At 63.4% G+C, this 24,980-nt stretch carries 25 protein-coding genes; 12 read left to right on the plus strand and 13 right to left on the minus strand.

Annotated features, from left to right (window positions below):
- Positions 1–48: 48 nt before the first annotated feature.
- Complete coding sequence (gene holA / locus EN885_RS22420) at positions 49–1,095, plus strand: DNA polymerase III subunit delta (RefSeq protein WP_095484790.1); 1,047 nt, start codon at positions 49–51, stop codon at positions 1,093–1,095.
- Positions 1,096–1,403: 308 nt separating this feature from the next.
- Here the strand turns inward: holA and EN885_RS22425 are convergent, their stop codons facing one another.
- The 5 genes from EN885_RS22425 to mnmE form a co-directional block, all read right to left on the minus strand.
- Entirely contained in the window at positions 1,404–2,288 is an 885-nt protein-coding gene (locus tag EN885_RS22425; protein WP_128243814.1) for a ParB/RepB/Spo0J family partition protein, read from the minus strand.
- Positions 2,289–2,346: 58 nt separating this feature from the next.
- On the minus strand, positions 2,347–3,147 hold the full coding sequence (locus EN885_RS22430) for a ParA family protein (protein ID WP_095484788.1): 801 nt from the start codon (positions 3,145–3,147) through the stop codon (positions 2,347–2,349).
- Positions 3,148–3,183: 36 nt separating this feature from the next.
- Positions 3,184–3,819, minus strand: coding sequence for a 16S rRNA (guanine(527)-N(7))-methyltransferase RsmG (gene rsmG, locus EN885_RS22435; RefSeq protein ID WP_128243815.1), 636 nt, complete (start codon positions 3,817–3,819; stop codon positions 3,184–3,186).
- Positions 3,816–5,690, minus strand: coding sequence for a tRNA uridine-5-carboxymethylaminomethyl(34) synthesis enzyme MnmG (gene mnmG, locus EN885_RS22440; RefSeq protein ID WP_128243816.1), 1,875 nt, complete (start codon positions 5,688–5,690; stop codon positions 3,816–3,818). The genes rsmG and mnmG overlap by 4 nt, the downstream gene beginning before the upstream one ends.
- Positions 5,691–6,131: 441 nt before the next feature.
- Positions 6,132–7,454, minus strand: coding sequence for a tRNA uridine-5-carboxymethylaminomethyl(34) synthesis GTPase MnmE (gene mnmE, locus EN885_RS22450; RefSeq protein WP_128242746.1), 1,323 nt, complete (start codon positions 7,452–7,454; stop codon positions 6,132–6,134).
- 62 nt (positions 7,455–7,516) lie between these two features.
- Here mnmE and EN885_RS22455 point away from each other — a divergent pair, with 62 nt between their 5' ends.
- Positions 7,517–9,550 (plus strand): thioredoxin domain-containing protein, encoded by a 2,034-nt coding sequence (locus tag EN885_RS22455; RefSeq protein ID WP_245493125.1) that lies wholly within the window; start codon positions 7,517–7,519, stop codon positions 9,548–9,550.
- Positions 9,551–9,756: 206 nt separating this feature from the next.
- Here EN885_RS22455 and rho read toward each other — a convergent pair whose 3' ends face one another.
- The 3 genes from rho to hemE form a co-directional block, all read right to left on the minus strand.
- Positions 9,757–11,022: a transcription termination factor Rho gene (rho, locus tag EN885_RS22460; protein WP_127293968.1), complete on the minus strand. Its 1,266-nt coding sequence runs from the start codon at positions 11,020–11,022 to the stop codon at positions 9,757–9,759.
- Positions 11,023–11,191: 169 nt separating this feature from the next.
- Positions 11,192–11,734, minus strand: coding sequence for a protoporphyrinogen oxidase HemJ (gene hemJ / locus EN885_RS22465; RefSeq protein WP_128242747.1), 543 nt, complete (start codon positions 11,732–11,734; stop codon positions 11,192–11,194).
- Positions 11,731–12,759: a uroporphyrinogen decarboxylase gene (gene hemE / locus EN885_RS22470; protein ID WP_128242748.1), complete on the minus strand. Its 1,029-nt coding sequence runs from the start codon at positions 12,757–12,759 to the stop codon at positions 11,731–11,733. The genes hemJ and hemE overlap by 4 nt, the downstream gene beginning before the upstream one ends.
- Positions 12,760–13,271: 512 nt before the next feature.
- On the opposite strand from hemE, the gene EN885_RS22475 reads away from it, so the two are divergent.
- From EN885_RS22475 to EN885_RS22505, 6 genes are all read left to right on the plus strand, one after another.
- Positions 13,272–14,093 carry a pyruvate, water dikinase regulatory protein gene (locus EN885_RS22475; protein WP_126104257.1) on the plus strand — a complete coding sequence of 274 codons (822 nt, stop codon included), beginning with the start codon at positions 13,272–13,274 and terminating at the stop codon, positions 14,091–14,093.
- A 198-nt stretch (positions 14,094–14,291) separates the two neighbouring features.
- Positions 14,292–14,891, plus strand: coding sequence for a Maf-like protein (locus tag EN885_RS22485; RefSeq protein WP_128242750.1), 600 nt, complete (start codon positions 14,292–14,294; stop codon positions 14,889–14,891).
- Positions 14,884–15,726, plus strand: coding sequence for a shikimate dehydrogenase (locus EN885_RS22490; protein WP_128242751.1), 843 nt, complete (start codon positions 14,884–14,886; stop codon positions 15,724–15,726). The genes EN885_RS22485 and EN885_RS22490 overlap by 8 nt, the downstream gene beginning before the upstream one ends.
- Before the next feature lie 32 nt (positions 15,727–15,758).
- On the plus strand, positions 15,759–16,361 hold the full coding sequence (gene coaE / locus EN885_RS22495; protein WP_128242791.1) for a dephospho-CoA kinase: 603 nt from the start codon (positions 15,759–15,761) through the stop codon (positions 16,359–16,361).
- A gap of 86 nt (positions 16,362–16,447) precedes the next feature.
- Complete coding sequence (gene dnaQ, locus EN885_RS22500; protein WP_128242752.1) at positions 16,448–17,167, plus strand: DNA polymerase III subunit epsilon; 720 nt, start codon at positions 16,448–16,450, stop codon at positions 17,165–17,167.
- Between the two features lie 231 nt (positions 17,168–17,398).
- The gene (locus EN885_RS22505) at positions 17,399–17,686 is read left to right on the plus strand and encodes a GIY-YIG nuclease family protein (protein ID WP_128242753.1); all 288 of its coding nucleotides are present in this window, start codon (positions 17,399–17,401) and stop codon (positions 17,684–17,686) included.
- 258 nt (positions 17,687–17,944) lie between these two features.
- On the opposite strand, the gene secB is transcribed toward EN885_RS22505, so the two are convergent.
- Positions 17,945–18,445 (minus strand): protein-export chaperone SecB, encoded by a 501-nt coding sequence (gene secB / locus EN885_RS22510; RefSeq protein WP_095484776.1) that lies wholly within the window; start codon positions 18,443–18,445, stop codon positions 17,945–17,947.
- 139 nt (positions 18,446–18,584) lie between these two features.
- Entirely contained in the window at positions 18,585–19,085 is a 501-nt protein-coding gene (locus EN885_RS22515; protein WP_095485105.1) for an FxsA family protein, read from the minus strand.
- 199 nt (positions 19,086–19,284) lie between these two features.
- Between EN885_RS22515 and EN885_RS22520 the strand changes: the two genes are divergently transcribed.
- Genes EN885_RS22520 through EN885_RS22535 form a run of 4 tightly spaced genes read left to right on the plus strand, consistent with a single transcriptional unit; the run spans position 19,285 to position 22,074 of the window.
- Entirely contained in the window at positions 19,285–19,989 is a 705-nt protein-coding gene (locus tag EN885_RS22520) for a Tim44/TimA family putative adaptor protein (RefSeq protein WP_126104251.1), read from the plus strand.
- 24 nt (positions 19,990–20,013) lie between these two features.
- Positions 20,014–21,165, plus strand: a complete 1,152-nt coding sequence (locus EN885_RS22525; RefSeq protein ID WP_128242754.1) for a murein transglycosylase A — start codon at positions 20,014–20,016, stop codon at positions 21,163–21,165.
- Complete coding sequence (locus tag EN885_RS22530) at positions 21,162–21,695, plus strand: Smr/MutS family protein (protein WP_128242755.1); 534 nt, start codon at positions 21,162–21,164, stop codon at positions 21,693–21,695. The genes EN885_RS22525 and EN885_RS22530 overlap by 4 nt, the downstream gene beginning before the upstream one ends.
- A 10-nt stretch (positions 21,696–21,705) precedes the next feature.
- Complete coding sequence (locus tag EN885_RS22535) at positions 21,706–22,074, plus strand: helix-turn-helix transcriptional regulator (protein WP_095485104.1); 369 nt, start codon at positions 21,706–21,708, stop codon at positions 22,072–22,074.
- Positions 22,075–22,081: 7 nt separating this feature from the next.
- Here EN885_RS22535 and EN885_RS22540 read toward each other — a convergent pair whose 3' ends face one another.
- The 3 genes from EN885_RS22540 to EN885_RS22550 form a co-directional block, all read right to left on the minus strand.
- Positions 22,082–22,699 carry a transglutaminase-like cysteine peptidase gene (locus EN885_RS22540; protein WP_128242756.1) on the minus strand — a complete coding sequence of 206 codons (618 nt, stop codon included), beginning with the start codon at positions 22,697–22,699 and terminating at the stop codon, positions 22,082–22,084.
- Between the two features lie 171 nt (positions 22,700–22,870).
- Positions 22,871–24,148 (minus strand): polyhydroxyalkanoate depolymerase, encoded by a 1,278-nt coding sequence (locus tag EN885_RS22545; protein WP_128242757.1) that lies wholly within the window; start codon positions 24,146–24,148, stop codon positions 22,871–22,873.
- A 272-nt stretch (positions 24,149–24,420) separates the two neighbouring features.
- The gene (locus EN885_RS22550; RefSeq protein WP_126104247.1) at positions 24,421–24,780 is read right to left on the minus strand and encodes a septal ring lytic transglycosylase RlpA family protein; all 360 of its coding nucleotides are present in this window, start codon (positions 24,778–24,780) and stop codon (positions 24,421–24,423) included.
- Positions 24,781–24,980: the final 200 nt, after the last annotated feature.

The raw sequence follows: 24,980 nt of genomic DNA on the forward strand, positions 1-24,980 counted from the left end.
GGAGCCCCGCCGTTCACCCCGCGCCCGCATCATGCTAACCATCCCCGCATGGCACAGAAGAAAGGTTACGAGGTCGATTCGTGGTTGGCGCGGCCGGATCCGCGCATCTCGATCGTCCTGCTTTACGGGCCCGATCGCGGGCTCGTCGCCGAGCGGGCGAAGGCCTTTGCCGGCAAAACCGGCCTGCCGCTCGACGATCCGTTCTCGGTGGTCAGGCTGGACGGTTCGGAAGTCGATCGCGACGAGGGCCGCCTGCTCGACGAAGCCCGCACCGTGCCGATGTTTTCAGACCGGCGCCTGCTCTGGGTGCGCAACGCCAGCGGCCAGAAGGCGCTTGCCGACGACGTCAAGGCGCTGACATCAGAGCCCGCGCAGGATGCGATCATACTCATTGAAGCCGGCGACTTGAAGAAAGGCGTCGGCCTGCGCGCCATCGTCGAGGCGGCCGACATTGCCATGGCGCTGCCGTGCTACGCCGACGAGGCCCGCGACATCGACACGGTCATCGACGACGAATTGCGCAAGGCCGGCATGTCGATGACGCTGGAGGCGCGCCAGGCGCTGCGCCGGAACCTCGGCGGTGACCGGCTGGCCTCGCGCGGCGAGATCGAGAAGCTGGTGCTTTACGCCCACGGCCAGACCGAGATCGGCCTCGACGACGTCAAGGCGACATCGGGCGACGTCTCCGGTCTCTCCTTCGACGACGCCGTCGATGCTTTGCTCGAAGGCAAGGTCGGCGACTTCGACATGGCCTTCACCCGCCACTGCCAGTCCGGCGGCCAGGCTTTTCTGGTGCTGTCGTCGGCGATGCGGCAGCTGCAGGCGATCCAGGCGATGCGCGGCCAGATGGACACCGGCGGCCGCAACGCCGCTTCGGTCGTTGCCGCGGCGCGCCCGCCGGTTTTTTTTACCAGGCGCAAGCTGGTGGAGAAGGCCCTCGAACGCTGGAACAGCGAGGCGCTTGGCCGCGCTTTGACCAGGCTGCAGACGGCGGTCCTGCAGACGCGCCGACGGCCGGACCTGTCGGTCGCGCTGGCACGGCAAGCGCTGCTCGGCATTGCCGTGGAGAGTGCAAGGCTGGCTCAGCGCGGATGATCTCCCCCCTTGAGGGGGAGATGTCGCCGAAGGCGACAGAGGGGGTCCCAGCGCGTGGAATGCCGACGCCTTTCGCGACGACAGACGACGTAGGCGCTTTATGTGAGCCGACCCCTTCTGGCCTGCCGGCCATCTCCCCCTCGAGGGGGGAGATCAGCAGCCTCGGCGATTTCGCCAATCACCAGCGCACGGAAAAAGGAAGGGCCGGCATTCGCCAACCCTCGTTGTATTACCAGGGCGAAGATGTCCGCCGGGTTGCTCCTAAGCCGAAGATTATTTGCCGGCTAAAAACAGGCGTACCTCAGCACCTACCGCTCCTGCTTCAGCCTTCGGCAGAGCTCATCGAGCTGGTCCAATGTCCGATAGGCGACGCGCAGCACGCCGCCGCGTTCCTTGTGCTCGATCGTGATGATCATGCCTATCGTGTCGGTCATCAGCTTTTCCAGCGCCAGCGTATCGGCATCTTTTTGCGCCGGTTCCGCAGGCTGTCGCTTTACGGTTGGAGCGCCCGCCGGCATCTGCGCCAGCGCTTCGGCCTGGCGCACCGAAAGCCCCTCCTCGACGATCCGCTTGGCCAGGCCCGCCGGATCCTCTGCCGTCACCAATGTGCGGGCGTGGCCGGCCGACAGCGCGCCGTCGACCAGCATGTCGCGGATCACGTCCGGCAGCTTCAGCAGCCTCAGCGTGTTGGCGACATGGCTGCGGCTCTTGCCGATCACCTGGCCGAGATCGGCCTGGGTGTAGCCGTGATCGTCGATCAACTGCTGGTAGCCCATCGCCTCCTCGACCGGATTGAGGTCGGTGCGCTGGACGTTTTCGATGATCGCCAGCTCGAGTGCGGTGCGATCGTTGACGTCGCGCACGATGATCGGAATCTCGCTCAGCCCGGCGCGCTGCGCCGCGCGCCAGCGCCGCTCGCCGGCGATGATCTCGTAGCGGCCAGCTTGCGTCGGCGACGGCCGCGCCACCACCGGCTGCACCACGCCGTGCTCGCGGATCGACTGGGCAAGATCGGTCAGGTCGGCGTCGCCAAAATGCCGGCGCGGATTTTTAGGGTTCGGGCTCAGGAACTCGATCGGCACCTTGCCGTCGGCATTCATGCCTTGCTTTTCCACTGCTGCCGGACGATCGATTTCGCCGATCAGCGCGGCCAGTCCCCGCCCCAGTCTTTTTCTTGAAAGGTCTTCGCTCATCGTCTGTCCAGATCGTTTCGGTATCGAATTATCTTCTGCAAGTCGCAATCCCGATGCATTAGGCGGCGCGCAGTTTGCGCTCGCGGCGGATCACCTCGGAGGCAAGCTGCAGATAGGCCTGGCTGCCGGAGCATTTGAGGTCGTACAGGATCGCCGGCTTGCCATAGGACGGCGCCTCGGAGACACGCACATTGCGCGGGATGACGGTTTCGTAGACCTTGTCGCCCATATGCGCCCGCACATCCTGCACCACCTGGTTGGCGAGGTTGTTGCGGCCGTCATACATGGTCAGCACGATGCCCTGAATGATCAGATCGGGATTGATCGAGCGGCGCACCTGCTCGACCGTCTCCAGCAACTGGCTCAAGCCTTCAAGCGCGAAGAATTCGCATTGCAGCGGCACCAGGACCGAATCGGCCGCCGCCATCGAGTTCAGCGTCAGCAGATTGAGCGATGGCGGACAATCGATCAGCACATAGCCGAACGGCGCGCCACGCTCGCTCGCGGCACGGAGAGCATTGCGCAGCTTGAGCACCCGGTCGGGTGCGGAAGCGATCTCCATCTCGATGCCGAGCAGATCAAGCGTCGACGGCACGATCGACAGCCCGGGTACCGCCGTCGGGATCGCCGCTGCTTCCAGATCCAGCTCGCCGGTCAGCACGTCATAGGACGAGACGGTCCGGTCCTTGCGGTCGATGCCAAGGCCTGTCGAGGCATTGCCTTGCGGATCGAGGTCGACGATCAGCACCTTTTCGCCGATCGCCGCCAGCGCCGTGGCCAGATTGATGGCCGTCGTCGTCTTGCCGACGCCGCCCTTCTGGTTGGCTACGGTGATGATTCGGGGGCCATTCTTCATCATGGGTCTATGCCAGAAATTCATTCCGAGGTCGCCGATCTAAGTCAGTTGGCGCAAATCAGACAGTTCGAGGATGACACCATGAGCGTCGGTCGCGCTGGCATGTTCTACCAGATCGAACGACCATCGTTGAGCGCTTTCTGCCACTTCGGCGCGGTAATCCCGGCCTTTGTGGAACAGGCCGCGCGCGCCCGCCGTCAGCCACGGCGCCGATAGGTCAAGCAACGTCGGAAGCGACGCCAGCGCTCTTGCCGTGACGATTTGAGGTGTCGAAACAAGCGGATAGGCATCATCGATGCGCCGCGCGATGACTCTCGCGGGCAGATTGAATTGCCCGACGACCGCCTGCAGGAACGACGCCTTTTTCCGATTGCTCTCAACCAGATCGATGCTGGCGCCGTCACGCTCGGCAAGCAGGAAGGCAAGCACCAGGCCGGGAAAACCGCCGCCAGAGCCGAGATCGACCCAGCGCTTCGCATCCGGCTTGATTCGCGCAAGCTGCGTGCTGTCGAGGATGTGGCGGCGCCAGACATCGTCCTGCGTCGATTGCGCCGCCAGGTTTATCCGGCGGTTCCATTTCTGGAAAACCACCTCGAACTCGACCAGGCGTTCGAATGTTTCACGTGAAACCGGACCTGCAGCCGCTTGCAGGCTCGCCCAGGAGGCAGCGCTCACGCAACATTCCTTCGCGCGGCAGCCTCGGCGTTGCGAACATGCGCGACAATGATTGCCAGTGCCGCCGGCGTCATGCCTTCCATCCGCTGTGCGTCGGCGACGGAACGCGGCTGGCGTGCCAGCATCTTCTGCTTCAGCTCATTGGACAGGCCCGGCACAGAAGCAAAGTCGAGCGAAGCCGGGATCAGCCGGCTTTCCTCATGCCTGATCTGCGAGACATCAGCCTGTTGCCGATCGAGATAAACCGAATATTTCGCCTCCGTTTCGAGGCGCTCTGCCGTTTTGGCGTCGATGGCGCCAAATTCGGGAGCGATTCGGGCCAACCAGGCGATATCGACACCGGGATAAGCCAGCAACTCATAGGCGGAGCGACGCACTCCGTCCCTGTTGATCTCCAGCCCATGGCGCGCCGCTTCGTTGGGGGTCATGGTCGTTCCAAGCGCAAGGTCCCTCGCCTTTTCAAGCTCCTGCACGACATCGTTGAAGCGCTGCATCCGCTCCGGTGAAGCGATCCCGAGCTTCGTCGCCAGCGGCGTCAGCCGCTCATCGGCATTGTCGGCCCGCAGCGACAGCCGGAACTCGGCCCGCGAAGTGAACATGCGATAGGGTTCGGCAATGCCGCGGCTGGTCAGGTCGTCGACCATCACCCCGATATAGGCCTCCGTGCGGCTGAGCACGATCTGGTCGCTTGCCGAAGCCTGCCGCGCAGCGTTGAGGCCGGCAAGCAGCCCTTGCGCGGCGGCCTCCTCATACCCGGTGGTGCCGTTGATCTGCCCGGCCAGGAAAAGAGCGCCAATCCGCTTGGTTTCCAGCGTCGGTTTAAGCTCGCGCGGATCGACGTGATCATACTCGATGGCATAGCCGGGCTGCAGCATGATGGCACGCTCAAGGCCAGGAATGGTCTTCAGAATGTCGATCTGAACGTCCTCGGGCAGCGAGGTCGAAATACCGTTGGGGTAAACGGTGTCATCGTCCAGCCCTTCCGGCTCCAGAAAAATCTGGTGGCCTTCGCGGTCGCCGAACTTGACGATCTTGTCTTCGATGGACGGACAGTAACGCGGCCCGACCCCTTCGATCGAGCCGGAATACATGGCGGAACGGCTCAGATTGGCGCGGATCAGCTCGTGCGTCGCCGCCGTCGTGCGCGTGATGCCGCAATGGATCTGCGGATTGTCGATGCGGTCGGTCATCAGCGAGAACGGCACCGGATCCTCGTCCGCCGCCTGGCTCTCCAGCGACGCCCAATCGATCGTGCGCCCGTCCAACCGCGGCGGCGTGCCGGTCTTCAGCCGCCCGAGCTTGAAACCCGCTCTGCTCATCGTCGCCGACAGGCCAAGGCTGGCCTGCTCGTTCATGCGGCCGGCAACGATCTTCTTCTCGCCGATATGGATCAGCCCGCGCAGGAAAGTGCCGGTCGTCAGCACCACGGCGCCGCAGGGAAGCCGGCGGCCATCCGCCAGCAGCACCGCGGCTATGCGCTCATTGTCGATTTCGAAATCCAGGACCTCGCCCTCGACCACGTCGAGACGGGCCTGCTCGCGAATCGCCGCCTGCATGGCGAGCCGATAGAGCTTTCTGTCGGCCTGGGTGCGCGGCCCGCGCACCGCAGGCCCCTTGCGGCGGTTGAGCAGACGGAACTGGATGCCGGCCGCGTCGGCGACGCGCCCCATCAGCCCGTCCATGGCGTCGATCTCGCGAACCAAATGGCCCTTGCCGAGCCCGCCGATCGCCGGATTGCAGGACATGACGCCGATCGTCTCGAAGCGCAGCGTCACCAGAGCGGTTTTGGCACCGGCGCGCGCGGCAGCGCTGGCCGCCTCGCAACCAGCATGGCCGCCGCCCACCACAACCACATCATAGTGATCGGTCATTTCAGAATCCCGCATTCAAGTCGACCGACACATGTGCCCGTCAGAACGTGGTGTCAAGAATAGGTGGAGCTTGGCGGGCAAATCTCTTCGAAGAAGTGGCGAAGCCGGCGCCGTCTTCCCTTCTCCCCTTGTGGGAGAAGGTGGATTGGCGCGCAGCGCCAAGACGGTTGAGGGGTGCTGGACGGAGTGCCGTCGCAGCCAAGCTGGAGCACCCCTCATCCATCGCCTTCGGCGACACCTTCTCCCACAAGGGGAGAAGGGAGAACCGCACAAAGCTCTAGCGCCGGCGCGCCACGGCTCGCCCCGGAATCAGTGAGGAGCGGACTCAACCTAAAGCGATTGCCCGGCGAACCGTTTCACGTGAAACAATGCCTTCGACGTTGGTCGCTCAGCGTTTCACGTGAATCATCGTGAGTCTTTCCGCCCAGTGTTTCACGTGAGTCATTTGCCGATGCAGAACTGCGAGAAGATTACGTCCAGCAAATCCTCGACATCGACCGCCCCAACGATCCGGCCAAGCCTATCAGCTGCCAGCCGCAATTCCTCGGCCCGCAGCTCTTGCCCGCGCTCATCCCCTGCCACCGCCGCAAGCAGAAAGCGTTTCGCCTCATTGAGAAGCTCGACGTGCCGCAGCCGCGACGGCAGGACATCGCCGGCCTGGCCGATTTGCGCCGCGGCGCGTTGGCCGATCTCCGCCAGCAGCTCCGCCAGCCCTGTTCCGTCCCTGGTCGAGATGACCGCGTCGTAGCGCGTTGCAAGCGATTCATCTCGCAGCAAATCGACCTTTGTCCCGATCCTCAATGTCGGGATATCGGCCGGTATTGCGCCGATCGGGACCGGGTCCACCATATCCTCCAACACGAGCAACAGATCGGCGGTTCCGGCCTTGCTCCTTGCCCTTTCGATGCCAATCGCCTCGATCCTGCCGGGCGTCTCGCGCAGGCCGGCGGTATCGGTCACTCTGACGCGCATCCCCTCCAGGTCCAGCACCACCTCGAGCAGATCGCGGGTCGTGCCGGGCTCTTCCGTGACGATCGCCGCCTCGCGCCGGGCCAGCGCATTGAACAGACTGGACTTGCCGGCATTCGGCGCGCCGAGGATGACGACCTCGAACCCGTCGCGGATGATCTCTGCGGCTCGGAAACCTTCGACATGACGCTCGATCTCGTCGATCATCGCCCGGACGTCCGACCAGACCGTCTCTGCAACGGAACCGGGCACATCGTCTTCGTCGGCAAAATCGATCTCGGCTTCGATCATCGCCCGCGCATGGATGAGCCGACGCCGCCAGCCCAGATAGAGCTCGCTCTGCACACCCTCGGCATTCTGCACGGCAAAGCGTCGCTGCGCCTCCGTCTCGGCGTTAACGAGATCGGCCAGCGCCTCGGTCTCGACCAGGTCGACCTTGCCGTTAAGAAAGGCGCGGCGTGTAAACTCGCCCGGCTCGGCATGCCTGACGCCATCGAAGCCGGCGATCGTCTCCAGCATCTTCGCCACCACGGCGCGGCCGCCATGGACATGGAATTCCGCGATATCCTCACCAGTAAAGCTGTTCGGTCCTGCGAAGAAAACGACCAGGCCGCTGTCGAGCACCGATCCGTCCGGCGCCCTGAACTTCCGATAGGCCGCAACACGGTTCTTAACCATTGGACCGGCAATCGTTTCGACGACGAATCGACTTTGCGGACCCGAAATGCGGATCACGGCAACGCCGGCGGGCAGGCGGCCGCTCGACAGGGCAACAATGGAACCAACCGAAATCATTTGCCGACCCAGCACAACCGCCCTAGCTTCGCTTCATCGACAATTCGCCGAGTGCCCGACCCGTGACATCACCCGCGCAAAATCTGCCCGCGCAAAATCTACTTGCCGAAGAGGCCAGCCCCTATCTGCAGCAGCATAGCGGCAACCCGGTGCATTGGCGGGCATGGTCGCCGGCGTCGCTCGCCGAAGCAAGGACGCTGCAGCGGCCAATCCTGCTCTCGGTCGGCTACGCCGCCTGCCACTGGTGCCATGTCATGGCGCACGAAAGCTTCGAGAATGACGACGTCGCCGCCGTCATGAACCGTCTCTTCGTCAATATCAAGGTGGATCGCGAGGAGCGGCCGGACATCGACCAGATCTATATGGCCGCGCTGTCCTCGATGGGCGAGCAGGGCGGATGGCCGCTGACCATGTTCCTGACGCCGGACGGAAAGCCATTTTGGGGCGGCACCTATTTTCCGCGCGAGGCGCGTTACGGCCGTCCGGGCTTCGTCCAGGTGCTAGAGGCGGTCGACAAGGCGTGGCGGGAGAAGAAAGAAAGCGTTAACCAAAGCGCCAACGGCCTAACCACGCATGTCGAGACGCGGCTGGCCGGCACGCATGCCAAGGCTGTGCTCGACCGCGACACGCTCGCGAACCTTGCCCAAGGCATCGACGGCATGATCGACAGGGATCTCGGCGGCCTGCGCGGCGCGCCCAAATTCCCCAACGCGCCTTTCATGCAGACGCTTTGGCTGTCGTGGCTGCGCGACGGTAGCACATCGCATCGCGACGCCGTGCTGCTCAGCCTCGAAAAGATGCTGGCGGGCGGGATCTACGACCATATCGGCGGCGGGCTGAGCCGCTATTCGACCGATGCCGAGTGGCTGGTGCCGCATTTCGAAAAGATGCTCTACGACAACGCCCAGCTCATCCGGCTGTGCAATTGGGCCTATGCGGCATCGGGCAATGATTTGTTCCGGGTACGAATCGAAGAGACGATCGACTGGCTCTTGCGCGAGATGCGCGTCGATGGCAGCGCTTTCGCCGCCAGCCTCGACGCCGACAGTGAGGGCGAGGAGGGGTTGTTCTACACCTGGAGCAGGGATGAGATCGAAACCGCTCTTGGCGATGAATCAGCGTTGTTTTTCAAACACTTCACGCTTTCCGGCCCACATGGCTGGGAGGGCAAGCCAATCATCCACCAGACCGGAGCGCAGCAAACGCAAAGCGTGGTCGATCGCGACCGGCTCACTCCGTTAAAAGAAAAATTGCTGGCAGCCCGCGAGCAGCGCGTCAGGCCCGGGCGGGACGGGAAAATCTTGACCGACTGGAACGGCTTGGTCATCGCGGCTCTCGCCGAAGCCGGGCGCGCCCTGAAACGGATCGACTGGATCGAGGCGGCGGAACAGGCCTTCGCTGCCATTGCCAGCGCCAGCCGAGACGGCCGCTTGCCGCATTCGATGCTTGGCGCAAAGAAGCTGTTCCCGGCGCTGTCGAGCGACTACGCCGCCATGGCCAACGCCGCGCTCTCATTGTTCGAGGCTACCGGCACATCGAGCTATGCCGAGCTAGCCGGCCAATTCATCGCGCAGCTCGACCGATGGCATCGCGACGGTGACGACACCGGCTACTATCTCACCGCTTCGGACAGCAGCGATGTGCCGATCCGCATCAGGGGCGATGTCGACGAGGCCATCCCGTCAGCCACCGGCCAGATCATCGAGGCCATGGTCCGATTGTCCTCGCTTTCAGGCGATCTCGAATTGCAGGAAAAGACCTGGAAGGTCGCCGAACACGCGGCCGGCCGTGCGGCGCATCAGGCCTATGGCCAGGCGGGCATCGTCAACGCCTGTGCCCTGGCGATCGAGCCATTGAAACTGGTGCTGGTTGATGACCCGGAGAATCCCCGGCTTGTTCCGGTTGCGAATCGAAATCCCGACCCGCGCCGGATCGACACTATCGTGCCAGTCGGTTCGGTGGGGAACGTGCCGGCTTTGCCGGGGGGCATGCTGCCGCCAACCGACAAGCCCGGCGCCTGGCTGTGCACCGGGCAGGTCTGCCTGCCGGCCGTAACGAGCGCCGAGGAGCTCGAACGCCTGTTACATCGTCAGTAGGCGCAAAGGTGCGCAGAACCGGGAACAGCGCCCCCCTCGGTCCTGCCGGACATCTCCCCCACTCGGGGGGAGATCGGCAGCTTCGCCCGACAGCGTCCCTTTTGCAAAGTTGGTGGTTGGTGAAATCAGTCATGACGGCCAATCTCCCTCCTTGTGGGGGAGATGTCCGGCAGGACAGAGGGGGGGATCGCCGCGCCTCAGCCCTCTTACGTATTCATCGAATCGAAGAAATCCGCATTGGTCTTGGTCTGCTTGAGCTTGTCGATGAGGAACTCGATGGCGTCGGTCGTGCCCATCGGCGCCAGGATGCGGCGCAGCACGAAGATCTTCTGCAAGTCCTGGCGGGCGACCAGAAGATCTTCCTTGCGGGTGCCGGACTTGAGGATGTCCATCGCCGGGTAGATGCGCTTGTCCGCCACCTTGCGGTCGAGCACAATTTCCGAATTGCCGGTGCCCTTGAACTCTTCGAAGATGACCTCGTCCATGCGGCTGCCGGTATCGATCAGCGCGGTGGCGATGATGGTCAGCGAGCCGCCTTCCTCAATGTTGCGGGCGGCGCCGAAGAAGCGCTTCGGCCGCTGCAGCGCATTGGCGTCGACACCGCCGGTCAGCACCTTGCCGGATGACGGCACCACGGTGTTATAGGCGCGGCCGAGGCGGGTGATCGAATCCAGCAGGATGACGACGTCACGCCCGTGCTCGACCAGGCGCTTGGCCTTCTCGATCACCATTTCGGCGACCTGGACGTGGCGCACCGCCGGCTCGTCGAAGGTCGAGGACACGACCTCGCCCTTCACCGAGCGCTGCATGTCGGTGACTTCCTCCGGCCGCTCGTCGATCAAGAGCACGATCAGATAGCATTCCGGATGATTGGTGGTGATCGAGTGGGCGATGTTCTGCAACAGCACCGTCTTGCCGGTGCGCGGCTGCGCCACGATCAGGGCGCGCTGGCCTTTGCCGAGCGGCGCCACCAGGTCGATGACGCGGGCCGAGATGTCCTTCGAGGTCGGAACCTCCATTTCCATCTTCAGCCGCGAGGTCGGGTAAAGCGGCGTCAGATTGTCGAAATGGATCTTGTGGCGGATCTTTTCCGGGTCGTCGAAATTAATCGTGTTGACCTTGAGCAGCGCGAAATAGCGCTCGCCCTCTTTCGGGCTGCGGATCGGGCCTTCGACCGTGTCGCCGGTCTTCAGCGAGAACCGGCGGATCTGCGACGGCGAGATATAGATGTCGTCCGGACCCGGCAGATAATTGGCATTGGCCGAGCGCAGGAAGCCAAAACCGTCCTGCAGCACCTCGACGACGCCGTCACCGATGATCTCGATATCCTGCGTTGCCAGCCTCTTCAGGATCGCGAACATCAGCTCCTGCTTGCGCATGACGCTGGCGTTCTCGACCTCGAGCGATTCGGCATAGGCGATCAGCTCTGGCGGTTTCTTGTTCTTGAACTCTGCGAGTTTCATTTCTTGCATCATTAGACGGACTCTGAGTGAGTAAGCATTGGGAAAATATCGGCGGGATGCGACAAATGCCGGGCGCGGCCGAAGCGATGAATGGGGCGGCGCATGACGGGAAGGAAGACCCGTCTTTTATCGTCGGTCGACTGAAAGAGCAAGCCGCCTTTTGCAGGTCATCGAAGCCTCAGAAAGGCTTCACTATGACCAGCACGACGATGACGATCATCAGCAATGTGGGGATCTCGTTGACGATCCGCCAGTGCCTCGCGGGCTTTTCGTTGCGGTCCTCGGCGAATTTGCGCACCGCGCCGGCGAGATAGCCATGAACGGCGGAGAGCCCGAGCACCGCGGCGATCTTGGCATGCAGCCAGCCGCCCTGAAAACCGAAGCCCTTCCAGGCCAGCCAGAGGCCGAACGCCCAGGTGATGATCATCGCCGGATTGATGATGCCGCGCAGCAGGCGGCGCTCCATCACCTTGAAGGTTTCGGACTGGACCGAGCCTTTCTCCGCATCGGCATGATAGACCAGCAGCCGCGGCAGATAGAGCATGCCCGCCATCCACGAGATGACGGCGATGACGTGGATCGCCTTTGCCCAGGGATAGAAATCATCCGGTCCGAACCGGAACAGAAGCCCGGCCAACACGAGGAAAACCGCAATCGCGATCGCTGCGCGGCGCATTGCGCCAACACCACCTTCCGCAGGGCCTTTCCCCATCATCGTCATGATGCGCTCCGCACCAGCTTCACCATCGCCTCGACATGCGCGATCGGCGTCTCCGGCGTGATACCGTGGCCGAGATTGAAGATCAGCGGCCCATCGCCGAGTGCCTTCAGGATAGCGTCGACGCCGTCGGCTAGAGCCTTGCCCCCGGCCACCAGCCGCAACGGATCGAGATTGCCCTGCACGGCGCCACCGTGTTGCAATTCCTTTGCTGTCGATAGCGGCACGGTCCAGTCGAGCCCCAGCCCCGTCACGCCGGTCTTCTGCCGATAGCTCGTGTAGTGAGCGCCGGCACCCTTGGGAAAGCCGATGATCGGAACGTCGGGATGGACTGCTCGCACCTGCCTGACGATCTCCGCCACCGGCCTGACGCAAAACGCCTCGAAAGAAACTTCATCGAGAACGCCGGACCACGAGTCAAAGATCTGCACCACATCGGCGCCGGCCTCAATCTGCCGGATCAGATAGGCGGCCGAATGATCGGCAAGCACATTCAGCAGCTGCAAGAAAGCTGCCGGCTCACGATAGGCGAACAGCCGCGCCGGCGCCTGGTCTGGGGTGCCATGGCCGGCAATCATATAGGTCGCCACCGTCCAGGGCGCGCCGCAGAAGCCGATCAGCGTCGTTTCATCGGGCAGTTTTGCCCGCAGCCGTCTGACCGTCTCATAGACCGGTTCGAGATTCACGTGAAACGTTTCGCCGTCCAGAGCCGCAATCTCCGTGGCCGAGATCGGCGTCAACAGCGGCCCGCGTCCTTCCTCGAAGCGCACGTCGCGGCCCAGCGCATGCGGCACGACAAGGATATCGGAAAACAGGATCGATGCGTCGAAGCCGAAGCGCTCGATCGGCTGCAGCGTCACCTCCACAGCGAAGTCGGGATTATAGCAGAGATCGAGGAACGACCCGGCCCGCCTGCGTGTCTCCCGATATTCCGGCAGATAGCGCCCGGCCTGGCGCATCATCCAGAGCGGCGGCGGGAACACCGCTTCGCCCTTCAACACGTCCAGCATGATCCGGTTTTCAGGCATTCAGCGCTCGCATGGTGGCCTGCGGCCGATCGCAGATGTTGGAGATTGGCGGCTGAAGGCCGATCGGCAGCGACCGTTCATGATCTCTCTTAGGCCCAGTCAAAGAGTCAAATCCTCTGCCTCTCCAGGCTTCTCTATAATTAAATATTCTATTTCTAGGAATCTTATGATTCTAAGAGTCTGTTGGTATCGGTGGTTGTCTCCTGTCCCGTTTTGCCCCGGAAAAGGCCAGCCAGCATATTGTCGCGTGCTTCTTCTGCCGGATAGGAGGGGATTGGGGACAGTTGGAAATTTCCGACTGGGAACAATGCGTTGCCGCCCGCGCAAAGAAAATGGGCCTGTGGATGGGGCTGAGTCAAAAAAGCCCGTCCCCGGACTTGTCCCCAGCCGCCCGACGAAGCCGACAGCGCATCGAATTGTGGACAAACTGGCATCTGATACAGTCGCCCCAAACCGACCGATCTTTCCGACCGACCTTATCCACATCGGCCCACAGCTTGGAACGAACGCCTGTGAACAAACCCCAGAGCTTCTTTCACCTTCACCTGATTTCCGATGCCACCGGTGAAACGCTGCTGGCGGCCGGGCGGGCGGCTTCCGCGCAATACAAGGATGCGCGCGCCATCGAGCATATCTACCCACTCATCCGCACCGAAAAGCAGGTGACGAAAGTGTTCGAGGACATCGAGGAGGAGCCGGGCATCATCCTCTATACGGTTGTCGACCAGAAACTCGCCCGCGGCATCGACGAACGCTGCGCCGCCATGGGCCTGCCTTGCGTCTCCGTGCTGGAACCGGTGCTGACCGTGTTCCAGTCCTATCTCGGCACGCCGGCCGGCCGCCGCGTCGGCGCCCAGCATGTGCTGGACGCCGAATATTTTCGCCGCATCGACGCGCTCAACTTCACCATGGAGCATGATGACGGCCAGCTGCCAGCCAATATGGATGACGCCGACATCGTGCTCGTCGGCATTTCGCGCACGTCAAAGACGCCGACCAGCATCTACCTCGCCAATCGCGGCATCAAGACCGCCAACATCCCGATCGTGCTCGGCGTGCCGGTACCGGAAAGCCTGGTCAGCGCCACGAAGCCGCTGATCGTCGGGTTGATTGCCACCGCCGAGCGAATCTCGCAGGTCCGCCAGAACCGCATCCTCGGCAACACCAGCGCCTATGAGCCGACCGACTATGTCGACCGCGCCGCGATCTCCGAGGAACTCGCCTACGCCCGCCAGATCTGCACCCGGCATGGCTGGCCGATGATCGACGTCAGCCGCCGCTCGATCGAGGAGACGGCGGCGGCTATCGTTGCCCTGCGGGGTAAGACACGGTAGGGTTCGGGCGCTTGTGCTGTGGGCGGTCCTTTCCTTCTTCCCTTGTGGGAGAAGGTGGCCGAGCGAAGCTCGGTCGGATGAGGGGTGTTCCAGCTTGGCACCGACAGCAATCCTTCCAACACCCCTCAACCGTCTTGGCGCTGCGCGCCAATCCACCTTCTCCCACAAGGGGAGAAGGGCAAGACCGGACGAAAAACCATGACCGAAAAAATCATTCTTGCCTCAGGCAGCCCGTTCCGCAAGGCGATGCTCGTCCATGCCGGCGTGGCGGTCGAGGCGGTTCCGGCGGAAGTCGATGAGCGCGCGCTTGAGGCTCCGCTAAAAGACAGCGGCGTCTCGCCCGAGGACGTTGCCCTGGTGCTCGCCGAGGCCAAGGCCACCGAAGTCAGCGAGCGAAGGCCCGGCGCCATGGTGCTTGGCTGCGACCAGACGTTGTCGCTCGGCGACGAAGTGTTCCACAAGCCGGCCGACATGGAAGGCGCGCGCCGCCATCTCTTGGCGTTATCGGGCAAGACCCATCAGCTCAACAGCGCCGTGGTGCTGGCCCGCGACGGCGCAGTTCTGTGGCGGCATGTCGGCATCGCCAGCCTGACCATGCGAAAGCTCGATCCGGCCTTCATCGGCCGCCATCTGGCGCGCGTCGGCGCCAAGGCGCTGTCCAGCGTCGGCGCCTACCAGATCGAAGGCGAGGGCATCCAGCTGTTCGAGAGAATAGAGGGCGACTATTTCACCATTGTCGGCCTGCCGCTTCTGCCCGTTCTGGCCAAGCTGCGTGACCTCGGAGCCATCGATGGCTGAGGCCGCGAAAAAGGCCTTCGTCACCGGCCACCCGGTGGCGCATTCGCGGTCGCCGAAGATCCATGGCTACTGGCTGGCGAAATACGGCATCGACGGCAGCTACCGGGCCATCGACGTCGCGCCGGACGATTTTGCCGAATTCGTCAAAACGCTCGAGACGAATGGCTACCGCGGCGGCAACGTCACCATCCCGCACAAGGAGGCCGCCTTCGCGCTGGCGGCGCGCCGCGACGATGCGGCCGAGCAAATCGGCGCGGTCAACACGCTGTGGTTCGAGGGCGGAGATCTTTGGGGCGGCAACACCGACGCCCATGGCTTTGCCGCCAATCTGGACGAGCATGCGCCCGGCTGGGCAAATAATGGCCCGGCCGTGGTGCTCGGCGCCGGCGGCGCCTCCCGCGCGGTCATCCACGCGCTGATTGAGCGCGGCATCAGTGACATCCGCGTCGTCAACCGGACGCTCGCTCGAGCCGAGGAACTGCGCCACCGTTTCGGCGCCAGGGTCTCGGCCCATGGCATGGCTGCGACCGGCGAGCTGCTTGCCGATGCCGGCCTGCTGGTCAACACGTCAGCGCTCGGCATGCATGGCAATGAAGGCCTGTCCGCCGATCCGGCCAGGCTGCCGGACCATGCCATCGTCACCGACATTGTCTATGTGCCGCTGGCAACGCCGTTGCTGGCCGCAGCCAAAGCGCGGGGCCTCAAAACCGTCGACGGGCTCGGCATGCTGCTGCACCAGGCAGTGCCCGGCTTCGAGCGCTGGTTCGGAATCAGGCCGGAGGTCACCGCCGAATTGCGCCGGATGATCGTCGCCGATCTCGGTGCCAAGGAATGACCAAGGCCAAGAATGACCAGGGAATGAAAAGCATGATCGTGCTCGGCCTCACCGGATCGATCGGCATGGGCAAGTCGACCACGGCGAAGATGTTTGCCGAGGCCGGCGTGCCAGTCCACGATTCGGACGAAGCGGTGCATCGCCTCTACGCCGGCAAGGCGGCTCCGCTGGTGGAGGCGGCTTTTCCCGGAACCACCGGATCAGGGTCGGTCGATCGCACAAAGCTGGCCGAGCGGGTGCTTGGCGATGCGGCTGCGCTGAAACGGCTGGAAGCGATCATCCATCCGCTGGTCCGCGCCGACGCCGACGCCTTCCTGGCCAGGAACCGTGCCGCCGGCGCCCCGCTTGTCGTTCTCGATATCCCGCTGCTGTTCGAAACCGGCGGCCGAGACCGCGTCGACAAGGTCGTGGTCGTCACCGCCTCGGCCGAAATCCAGCGCGCCCGGGTGCTGGCGCGGCCGGGGATGAGCGAAGAGAAGCTCGCGTCGATCCTGGCCAGGCAGGTTCCCGACGCCGAAAAGCGCAGCCAAGCCGATTTCGTCATCGACACCGGACAGGGTTTTGATGCGGCGCGCGCGGCGGTCGATGCGATCGTCGCCGAACTGGCCGGGGATAAGGTCGGCAAGCCTGCTTAACGACGCTTGCATCCGGCGTAATATGTTGCCAATTTGTTCCCATCATGATTCGGCTGGAGTGACGCCGGAGCCAACGGATTGTTTTGATGCGCGAGATCATCTTCGATACGGAAACCACCGGTCTCGATTTCCGCGACGACCGCGTCATCGAGCTTGGCTGCATCGAGCTGGTCAATCGGTTCCCGACCGGCCGCACCTTCCACCATTACATCAACCCGCAGGGACGACCGATTCATGCGGAGGCGCAGGCCGTTCATGGCATCAGCGCCGCCGACCTCATAGGCAAGCCAGCCTTCAGCGACATCGCCGAGGAGTTTCTTGCCTTCATCGACGGCGCCAAGCTGGTCGCCCACAATGCCACTTTCGACATCGCCTTCCTCAATGTCGAATTCGGCCGGCTCGGCCACCCGGTCGTCGACCCCGGGCTTGTCGTCGACACGCTGGCGTTGGCGCGCCGCAAGCATCCGATGGGACCGAATTCGCTGGACGCGCTCTGCCGGCGCTATGGCATAGACAATACCCGTCGCACCAAGCACGGCGCGCTGCTCGATTCGGAGTTGCTGGCCGAGGTCTATATCGAGCTCATCGGCGGCAAGCAGGCGGCGCTGATCCTCGACAGTGCCACGGCGCCCGCCGGCGGCAGGAGAAATGTCGACGATATCGACATCAGCATCGGCGCGCGGCCGATAGCGCTGCCATCTCGCCTGACCGACGCAGAGCGCACCGCGCACGCGAGCATGGTCGGCACATTAGGCGAAAAGGCGCTCTGGCTGCGCGTTACGCCGGAAGCGAGCTCCGCGGCATAGTGATTTTGACGGGTTGCCGCTGATCGGCAGCGAACGTCGATAGTTCTGGTCAGCGGCGGATCGCCAACGTTGGAGATTGGCAGAAACATCCCCTCCCGTCGTCATCCCAGGGCGGAGCAAGGAGCGAAGCGACGCGCGCAGACCCTGGGATCCATGCCGTTACATCCGCCGAAGGGTGCAGCGGCTCAGAACGGCGCTTGTTTCCGCAACGGCGCTCGTTACCCTTCAGTCATGACCGGCTATGCCTACATGACCGCGAGCCAGAAGCGCGGCACGATCTACATCGGCGTCACCAACGATCTTGGCCGCCGCATGCCGGAGCACAAATCCGGCCAAGGCTCGCGCTTCACCAGCCGCTACGGCGTGCAGCGTCTGGTCTGGTACGAAGAACATTTCGACATTCGTGACGCCATCCAGCGCGAGAAGTCGCTGAAACGCTGGCCGCGCCAATGGAAGATCGACCTGATCGAGAAGACCAATCCGGAGTGGTTCGAGCTCTTTCGCGGAACGGGGTGGTAGCGTTCCGTTCTGGTCCGCTGGAGCACTGCCGCGAGGTAACGGCATGGATCCCAGGGTCTGCGCCGCGTCGCTTCGCTCCTTGCTCCGCCCTGGGATGACGAAGGCAGGGATGTTTCAGCCAATCTCCAAGGTTTTGCGCTGACGGAACTATCGACGGTTACTGTCGGTCGGCTTCCAACCTGTCAGGATCGAGGAGCTCGTCCCAAACAAAAAGCCCGGCGCGAAGCCGGGCTTTCAGAGGCTGCTCTATAATAGCCTTCAGCTCGCCTTGACCTTGCCGGCGGCCTGGTCCTCGGCCAGCTTTTGCTGGAACATCTGCGCAAAATCGATCGGGTCGAGCATCAAGGGCGGGAAGCCGCCATTGCGCGTCGCCTCGGCAATGATCTGCCTGGCGAACGGGAACAAGAGCCGCGGGCATTCGATGAACAGCAGCGGCAGCATGTGCTCCTGCGGGAAGCCGCTGATGGCGAACACGCCGCCATAGACCAGCTCGACGTTGAACAGCACTTCCTGATCGAAGGACGCCTTGGCGTTCAGCGTCAAATTGACGTCGAACTGCTTGTCCGAAAGCGGGTTGGCGTTGACATTGACGTTGATGGCGATGCCGGGGGCCTTGTCGCGGCCGCGCAGCGAGTTCGGCGCGCCGGGGCTTTCGAAGGAAAGGTCCTTCACATATTGGGCGAGCACGTTGAGCGAAGGCTGCGTCACGTCACCGTTGCCATTGGCCGCGCCGGTCGGCGCGTCGTCTTTGCTGGCCATAAGCTGTTGTCCTTTTGCCTGGGCAGCGTTGCTGACCGGATTGAAATCGGGCGTTCGCTACCATGGTCGGCATGACAAGACAAGGTTTGCCGGGCATTCGTTCCGGAGGCGTTTGCCGACCAGTCGCCCCTGAGGTGACCTAGTCGTCCTTGAGGCGGCGCCAGGGAGAAGTGTGATCCGGTCCACGCCCGTGATCGTCACCGCGCGAATAGTCGCCGTCGTCGAGATCGATGGTCTTGTCGCGTTGCCGGGCGCGGAATCCGCCGGTGCCGAAATTGGTCGCCAGCACGATGCGGCCTTTCAGCAGGCGCCAGGCAAGGTCGCGGACCGGCGGCAGGAACAGCAGAATGCCGAAAATGTCTGTTATGAAGCCGGGAATGATGAGCAGGATCGCCGCCAGCACGATCATCGCGCCGTGCGCGAGCTGGCGGCTTGGATCACGTCCGGCGTCCATCTCGGCACGGACCCGGCTCATGACGCCGAAACCCTGGTATCGCAACAACAGCGCGCCGGCGATGCTCGAGGCCAGCACCAGGCCGACCGTCGCCAATGCGCCGACCTGGCGGCCGACAACGACGAAACCGGCGATCTCCAGCAGCGGAAGCGCGAGAATGAACAGGGGAAGCAGCGAAATACGCAAATCTTGACCGATCGTTTCCATGTTTTGCCGGCCGGTGAGCAATCGCCGCTGGCACTGGAGCTTGTAGATAGGTATGCCTGCCTTTAATTTGAATGATGGCACCTTGCGTTCTATATGCTTTGAATGTTGAACGCTATGCGACCGCAGCCATTGCTAGGCCGGGCGGTCCGGCCGGAGTAGGGATTGATTGGCGGAAGATATGGGATTCTTCGACTTCGGCACGATTTTCTTTCTGGTTGCGGCGGTTGTGATCTTTTTCCAGCTGCGCAACGTGCTCGGCCGCCGCACCGGCAGCGAACGCCCGCCCTTCGATCCCTATACGGCGAGCCGGACGCGCGAGGACGCCGCCCAGAAACCCGAAAATGTGGTCTCGCTGCCGCGCAAGCGGGCGCCGGGAGAGCCGGCCATCGACGCCTACGCGGCGATCGACGCCTTCGCCAAGCCTGACACCGATCTCAACAGGGGCCTGCGCACGATCAAGGACAATGATCCGGCATTCGACCCCAAGACCTTCGTCGACGGCGCCAAGATGGCCTATGAGATGATCGTCATGGCCTACGCCGATGGCGACCGCAAGACGCTGAAGAACTTGTTGTCGCGCGAGGTCTATGACGGCTTTGTCGCGGCCATCGGCGACCGTGAGGCGAAATCGGAAAAGATCCAGTCGTCTTTCGTCGGCATCGACAAGGCCGACATCGTCTCCGCCGAGATGAAGGGCGGCGAGGCGCATATCACGCTGCGCATCGTCAGCGAGCTGATTTCGGCGACGCGCGACAAGGCCGGCGCCGTCATCGACGGCGATCCCGAGACCGTCGCCGAGGTCAAGGACGTCTGGACATTCGCCCGCGACACGCGCTCGCGCGACCCGAACTGGAAGCTGGTCGCCACCGAAGAAGAAGACTGAGCCCGGACCACGGCGGGGTCTGTCGTGTCGCTTTCTCAGGCGTTCCGCGAAAAATCCTTTGACGATCTGCCCGGTTGGGACGAGGACGACCATCCGGCTGCGTTCGCGGCTTTCCGGCGTTCGGCTTTTCATGTCCTGACAAAACCCTATCGCTCCGGCGGGCTCGGCGTCGACTTCAACGCCTTCACCGACGCCTACGCTGCGGCCCGCACCGTTCCGCCAACCGACCGGGCGCAAGCCCGCGCCTTCTTCGAGCGACATTTCATCCCGGCGCACATAAGGGCTGAAAGCGGCGGCGCCGGCCTCGTCACCGGCTTCTATGAACCCGTGGTCGACGCCTCACCGGTGCGAACCGAGCGCTTTACGGTGCCGCTGCTGTCGCGCCCGGCCGACCTCGTCGACATCGACGACGCCAACCGGCCGCCCGGCATGGACCTTTATCTCGCCTTCGGCCGCGAGACGCCGAACGGACCGGTCGAGTACTTCGACCGCGGCGAGATCGAGCGCGGCGTGCTTGCCGGCGAAGGTTTGGCCGGCAAAAGCCTGGCCGGCAAGGGGTTGGAAATCGCCTGGCTCGCCGACAAGGTCGACGCCTTCTTCATCCATGTGCAGGGTTCTGCGCGGCTCACCATGACCGACGGCCGGCTTTGCCGCGTCACCTATGCCGCCAAATCCGGCCGGCGCTTTACCGGACCGGGCAAGATCCTGAGTGAGCTAGGCGAAATCCCGCTGCAAGCGGTGACCATGCAGTCGATCCGCGCCTGGTTCAAGGCGCATCCGGATCGCATCGACGAGATCCTGTGGCGCAACCGCTCCTATATTTTTTTCCGCGAGATTTCCCTCAGCGAGGCGGGGGTCGACGACCCGGAACTCGGGCCGATCGCTGCCGCAAAGGTGCCGCTGACGCCGGGCCGCTCCGTCGCCGTCGACCGGCTGCTCCATACGTTCGGCACGCCGTTCTACATCGACGCGCCGTCGCTGACCGCCTTCGATAAAAAGCCGTTCCGGCGGCTGATGATCGCGCAGGACACCGGCTCGGCCATCACCGGGCCGGCCCGTGGCGACCTGTTCGCCGGAACGGGCGACGCGGCCGGCGAGATCGCCGGTGTCGTCCGCAATCCTGCCGATTTCTACGCGCTGATACCGCGTCCGCTTGTTCGGGAGGCGGGGCGATGACCCGACGCATCGACAGGCTGAGCGAGGACGACCGGGTGCTGTGGAACCTGGTGGCGCACACGGCCAAGCCGCTGAAGGGCAAGTCCACCATCGACAGTCCCGACATCGGCCCGGACAACGGTGATGACACGAAGCCACCGCCGCGTGCCCAGGCCATGGCTCCGGCCGCGGCGGCGAAAGCAAAGACGCAGCACGTTTCACATGCGCTCGACGAACCGACGCTGGAAAAACTGTCGAAGGGCCGGCTGCCGATCGAAGGCCGCGTCGATCTGCATGGCCTGACCCAGGACGAGGCCTATTCGCTATTGTTTTCCTTCCTGCACCGGGCGCATGCCGGCGGCATCCGCTATGTGCTGGTCATCACCGGCAAAGGCTCCTCGTCGGGCGGCGACGGCGTCTTGCGGCGCGCCGTGCCGGCCTGGCTGTCGACACCCGCATTCAGGCCGCTCGTCTCCAGCCACGACCATGCCGCCCGCAACCATGGCGGCTCGGGCGCGCTCTATGTCCGCCTGCGGCGGGCGCGCCCTTGAGGATGAACTTGTGACCCCGTTCGGCGAAAAGCTTCGCGCGTTGCGAAGCGAGCGCGGCGTCAGTCAAAAGGCCATGGCCGAGGCGATCGGCGTCAGCGCCGCCTATTTGTCGGCGCTGGAGCATGGCCGTCGCGGCGCGCCGACCTGGACGCTGATCCAGAAGATCATCGGCTATTTCAATGTCATATGGGACGATGCGGAAGAACTCGCGCGGCTGGCCGAGACCTCGCACCCGCGAGTGAAGCTCGATACGTCGGGCCTAAGCCCCGCCGCCACCGAGCTTGCCAATCTGCTGGCCGAAAACATCGAGAAACTCGACGAAGCCGAGCTTCGCCGCATCACCGCATCAATCAGGGCGGCTTTGAAGCAGCCGAAGTGATCGCCTGCTACTGAACCGCGCCGACCAGAACCTGCTGGCCATCACGGATCGAGACCCAGCGGCCGGTATTGTCGATCGCCTGCCGCTTGAGGAAGCGGTAGCCGGTCCGGTCCCACGCGCGGACCTTTCCGTCCAGATTGTCGAGGATGTAGTCGCCCTTGCTCGTGCGCACCGTCAGCACTGCATGGCCCTCGCCGTCGGGCTTGCGCACCACGGTCATCAGAAGATCGGCGTAGGACACGCCCATGCGGTTCAATTCGCGGCGCTTCTCCAGGACATAGTCCTCACAGTCGCCGACACCCTTGGCCGGATAGGCCCAGACCTCGTCCTTGCCGTAGATGTCGAAGTCGCTTATCGGCTTGACGGCGGCGTTGACCCTGGCGTTGACGCTGAGCATCTTGCGCCAGAGCGAGCCGGTCATGGTGGCGGGGGCGAGATTGCCCGGGCGGATCGAGCATTCGGCCGGATTGGTCTTGCAGAAATCGTAATGGCCGATCGGCTGCGATGTCGGGCCGCCGGTTGCCATTGGTCCGGCCGCCGAAGCCGCCGTCGACCAGCCTGTCGCAAGTGCCAGCCCTGCGAATGCGCACACGCGCACCTTTCTCGCCATTGGTGAGGAAATCATTGTCCCCCTCGTCCCTTGTTGTTAACGAAACGTTAAGGGCGATTCACAGTCCCGTCAATTATACGAACGGCCAGATTTGCGACATGGTTACCGGCACGGCCGAAAACGCGGCTATTGTGCAACAGGTCGATTTGAGCGGCTGCTACCATCCGGGCCTCATAAGGTGCATTCTTACTTTTTGGCGGTGCGGACCAGCTTCGGCTTCACTGCAACGCGGGTCTGGCGGCCATAGCTGGTGATGAAGTCGACGATGCGCGGCACGATTTCGGAGCGGAAGCGCGAGCCGTTGAAGACGCCGTAATGGCCGACCGCCGGCTGCATGTAGTGAGCGTGCCTGTCCGCGGGGATGTTGACGCAGAGGTCGTGTGCGGCCTGGGTCTGGCCGAGGCCGGAAATGTCGTCGTTCTCGCCCTCGACGGTGAACAGGGCGACATTGCGGATCGCTGAGGGATCGATGGCCACGCCGCGATGCGTCATTTCGCCCTTGGGCAAAGCGTGGCGGACAAACACGGTGTCGACCGTCTGCAGGTAGAACTCCGCCGTCAGATCCATCACCGCCATATATTCGTCGTAGAAGTCGCGGTGCTTCTCGGCATTGTCGCCGTCATGCTTCACCAGATGCATGAAGAAGTCCTTGTGGGCGATGATGTGGCGGTCGAGGTTCATGCTCATGAAGCCCGAAAGCTGCAGGAAGCCGGGATAGACCTCACGGCCGAAGCCCGGCACCGGCCACGGCGCCTGCATGACGACGTTGTCGCGGAACCAGTCGATGCCCTTTTCCTCGGCCAGAAGATTGACCGCGGTCGGATTGCGGCGGGTGTCGATCGGCCCGCCCATCAGCGTCATCGTCGAGGGAACGAACGGATCGCCGCGCGTTTCCATCAGCGCCACCGCCGCCAGCACCGGCACCGACGGCTGGCAGACCGCCATGACATGGGTGTCGGGCCCCAGCGCATGCAGCATGTCGACGATGTAGTCGATATAGTCGTCGAGGTCGAAGCTGCCGTCGCTGAGCGGCACCATGCGGGCGTCCACCCAGTCGGTGATGTGCACGTCGGCATGGGGCAGCATCGCCTCGACCGTGCCGCGCAGCAGCGTCGCATAATGGCCCGACATCGGCGCCACGATCAGCAGCTTCGGATCAGGCCGGCGGCCGGCGGGAACCGCCCGCTCGAAACGGAGCAGATTGCAGAACGGCCGCGACCACACCGTCTTTTCGGTGACGTCGACGCTTTTCCAGTCGACCACGGTCTTGGTCAGGCCGAATTGCGGCTTGCTGTAGCGGCGCGTCGTGCGCTCGAACAATTCGGCCGTTGCCGCGACGGAGCGGCCCCAGGACGTGTGCGTTAATGGATTGAGCGGATTGGTGTAGAGCATCCGCACCGCATCGGCATAGAGGCGGGCCGGCTGCAGGGCGGCGTGGTTCAATTCGTAGAACTGGTAGAACATCGAGAACCCCGCTGCTGCGACCAAAGGGACGACGGGCAGCGCCGAGCCTTAGATGTCTCGCGCGGACGTTAGCAACAAATTGCTGCGATGCAATACGTCAAGTGGCCTGATTTATGCTCATCCTTTCGTCCAAGGCCTTGAAAATCGGCTTTGAACGGCGAGAGCCGGCTTATTGTGCGACTGCGAAAGCCGCCGGGGAGAGCATGGGCAATCGCTTCAGGTTTGTGGCCATCCGGCCTTGAGGCCGGACAGCATATCTCAGACGCGCGGCGTCACACGCGGGCCGTGCACACGGAGGTATGGCCCGAGCTGATGAAGCCGAGCCGGCTGGCGGCGCCCTTCGACAGGTCGATCACGCGCCCCTTGATGAACGGGCCGCGGTCATTGATGCGCACGACGACGCTGCGGCCGTTGTTGCGGTTGGTGACCTTCAGCTTCGTACCGAATGGCAAAGTGCGGTGCGCGGCGGTCAGTGCCGACGGGTTCATCCGCTCGCCGGAAGCGGTCTTCGAGTGCAGCGCGTACCAGGAGGCGCGGCCGCATTGAGCGGCGGCAGGGGAGGTGGATGCGCCGACCATCAGGCCAGCCGCGATCGTCGCCGCGACAAGCGCGGTCTGGTTGCTTTTCTTCATGTTTGGGAATGTCTCCGTTGACAGACCCAAGTCGTTGGAGGCGAATAAGGCAGGAAATGCGGCAAAGGTCCGGCAGTTCCGTGGCCGCGGCACACGTTTGGAGTCGGCGCGAAACAGTCTGTCAGAGTTTTCTGCTGGCTGGTTGCGAGTCTTCGATGATCTTCGCGCTGATCTTCGAGATGTCTTCAGCAAGATCAGAC

It is taken from the genome of Mesorhizobium sp. M6A.T.Cr.TU.014.01.1.1 (genome assembly GCF_004022765.1).
Classification (GTDB): domain Bacteria; phylum Pseudomonadota; class Alphaproteobacteria; order Rhizobiales; family Rhizobiaceae; genus Mesorhizobium; species Mesorhizobium mediterraneum.

What these genes read in the sequence shown, in the direction of transcription:
- holA (WP_095484790.1), top strand. Translation starts at nt 49, where the DNA reads ATGGCACAGAAGAAAGGTTACGAGGTCGATTCGTGGTTGGCGCGGCCG.
- EN885_RS22425 (WP_128243814.1), bottom strand. Translation starts at nt 2,288, where the DNA reads ATGAGCGAAGACCTTTCAAGAAAAAGACTGGGGCGGGGACTGGCCGCG.
- EN885_RS22430 (WP_095484788.1), bottom strand. Translation starts at nt 3,147, where the DNA reads ATGATGAAGAATGGCCCCCGAATCATCACCGTAGCCAACCAGAAGGGC.
- mnmG (WP_128243816.1), bottom strand. Translation starts at nt 5,690, where the DNA reads ATGACCGATCACTATGATGTGGTTGTGGTGGGCGGCGGCCATGCTGGT.
- mnmE (WP_128242746.1), bottom strand. Translation starts at nt 7,454, where the DNA reads ATGATTTCGGTTGGTTCCATTGTTGCCCTGTCGAGCGGCCGCCTGCCC.
- rho (WP_127293968.1), bottom strand. Translation starts at nt 11,022, where the DNA reads ATGCAAGAAATGAAACTCGCAGAGTTCAAGAACAAGAAACCGCCAGAG.
- hemJ (WP_128242747.1), bottom strand. Translation starts at nt 11,734, where the DNA reads ATGACGATGATGGGGAAAGGCCCTGCGGAAGGTGGTGTTGGCGCAATG.
- hemE (WP_128242748.1), bottom strand. Translation starts at nt 12,759, where the DNA reads ATGCCTGAAAACCGGATCATGCTGGACGTGTTGAAGGGCGAAGCGGTG.
- EN885_RS22485 (WP_128242750.1), top strand. Translation starts at nt 14,292, where the DNA reads ATGACCGAAAAAATCATTCTTGCCTCAGGCAGCCCGTTCCGCAAGGCG.
- EN885_RS22490 (WP_128242751.1), top strand. Translation starts at nt 14,884, where the DNA reads ATGGCTGAGGCCGCGAAAAAGGCCTTCGTCACCGGCCACCCGGTGGCG.
- coaE (WP_128242791.1), top strand. Translation starts at nt 15,759, where the DNA reads ATGATCGTGCTCGGCCTCACCGGATCGATCGGCATGGGCAAGTCGACC.
- dnaQ (WP_128242752.1), top strand. Translation starts at nt 16,448, where the DNA reads ATGCGCGAGATCATCTTCGATACGGAAACCACCGGTCTCGATTTCCGC.
- EN885_RS22505 (WP_128242753.1), top strand. Translation starts at nt 17,399, where the DNA reads ATGACCGGCTATGCCTACATGACCGCGAGCCAGAAGCGCGGCACGATC.
- secB (WP_095484776.1), bottom strand. Translation starts at nt 18,445, where the DNA reads ATGGCCAGCAAAGACGACGCGCCGACCGGCGCGGCCAATGGCAACGGT.
- EN885_RS22520 (WP_126104251.1), top strand. Translation starts at nt 19,285, where the DNA reads ATGGGATTCTTCGACTTCGGCACGATTTTCTTTCTGGTTGCGGCGGTT.
- EN885_RS22530 (WP_128242755.1), top strand. Translation starts at nt 21,162, where the DNA reads ATGACCCGACGCATCGACAGGCTGAGCGAGGACGACCGGGTGCTGTGG.
- EN885_RS22540 (WP_128242756.1), bottom strand. Translation starts at nt 22,699, where the DNA reads ATGATTTCCTCACCAATGGCGAGAAAGGTGCGCGTGTGCGCATTCGCA.
- EN885_RS22545 (WP_128242757.1), bottom strand. Translation starts at nt 24,148, where the DNA reads ATGTTCTACCAGTTCTACGAATTGAACCACGCCGCCCTGCAGCCGGCC.
- EN885_RS22550 (WP_126104247.1), bottom strand. Translation starts at nt 24,780, where the DNA reads ATGAAGAAAAGCAACCAGACCGCGCTTGTCGCGGCGACGATCGCGGCT.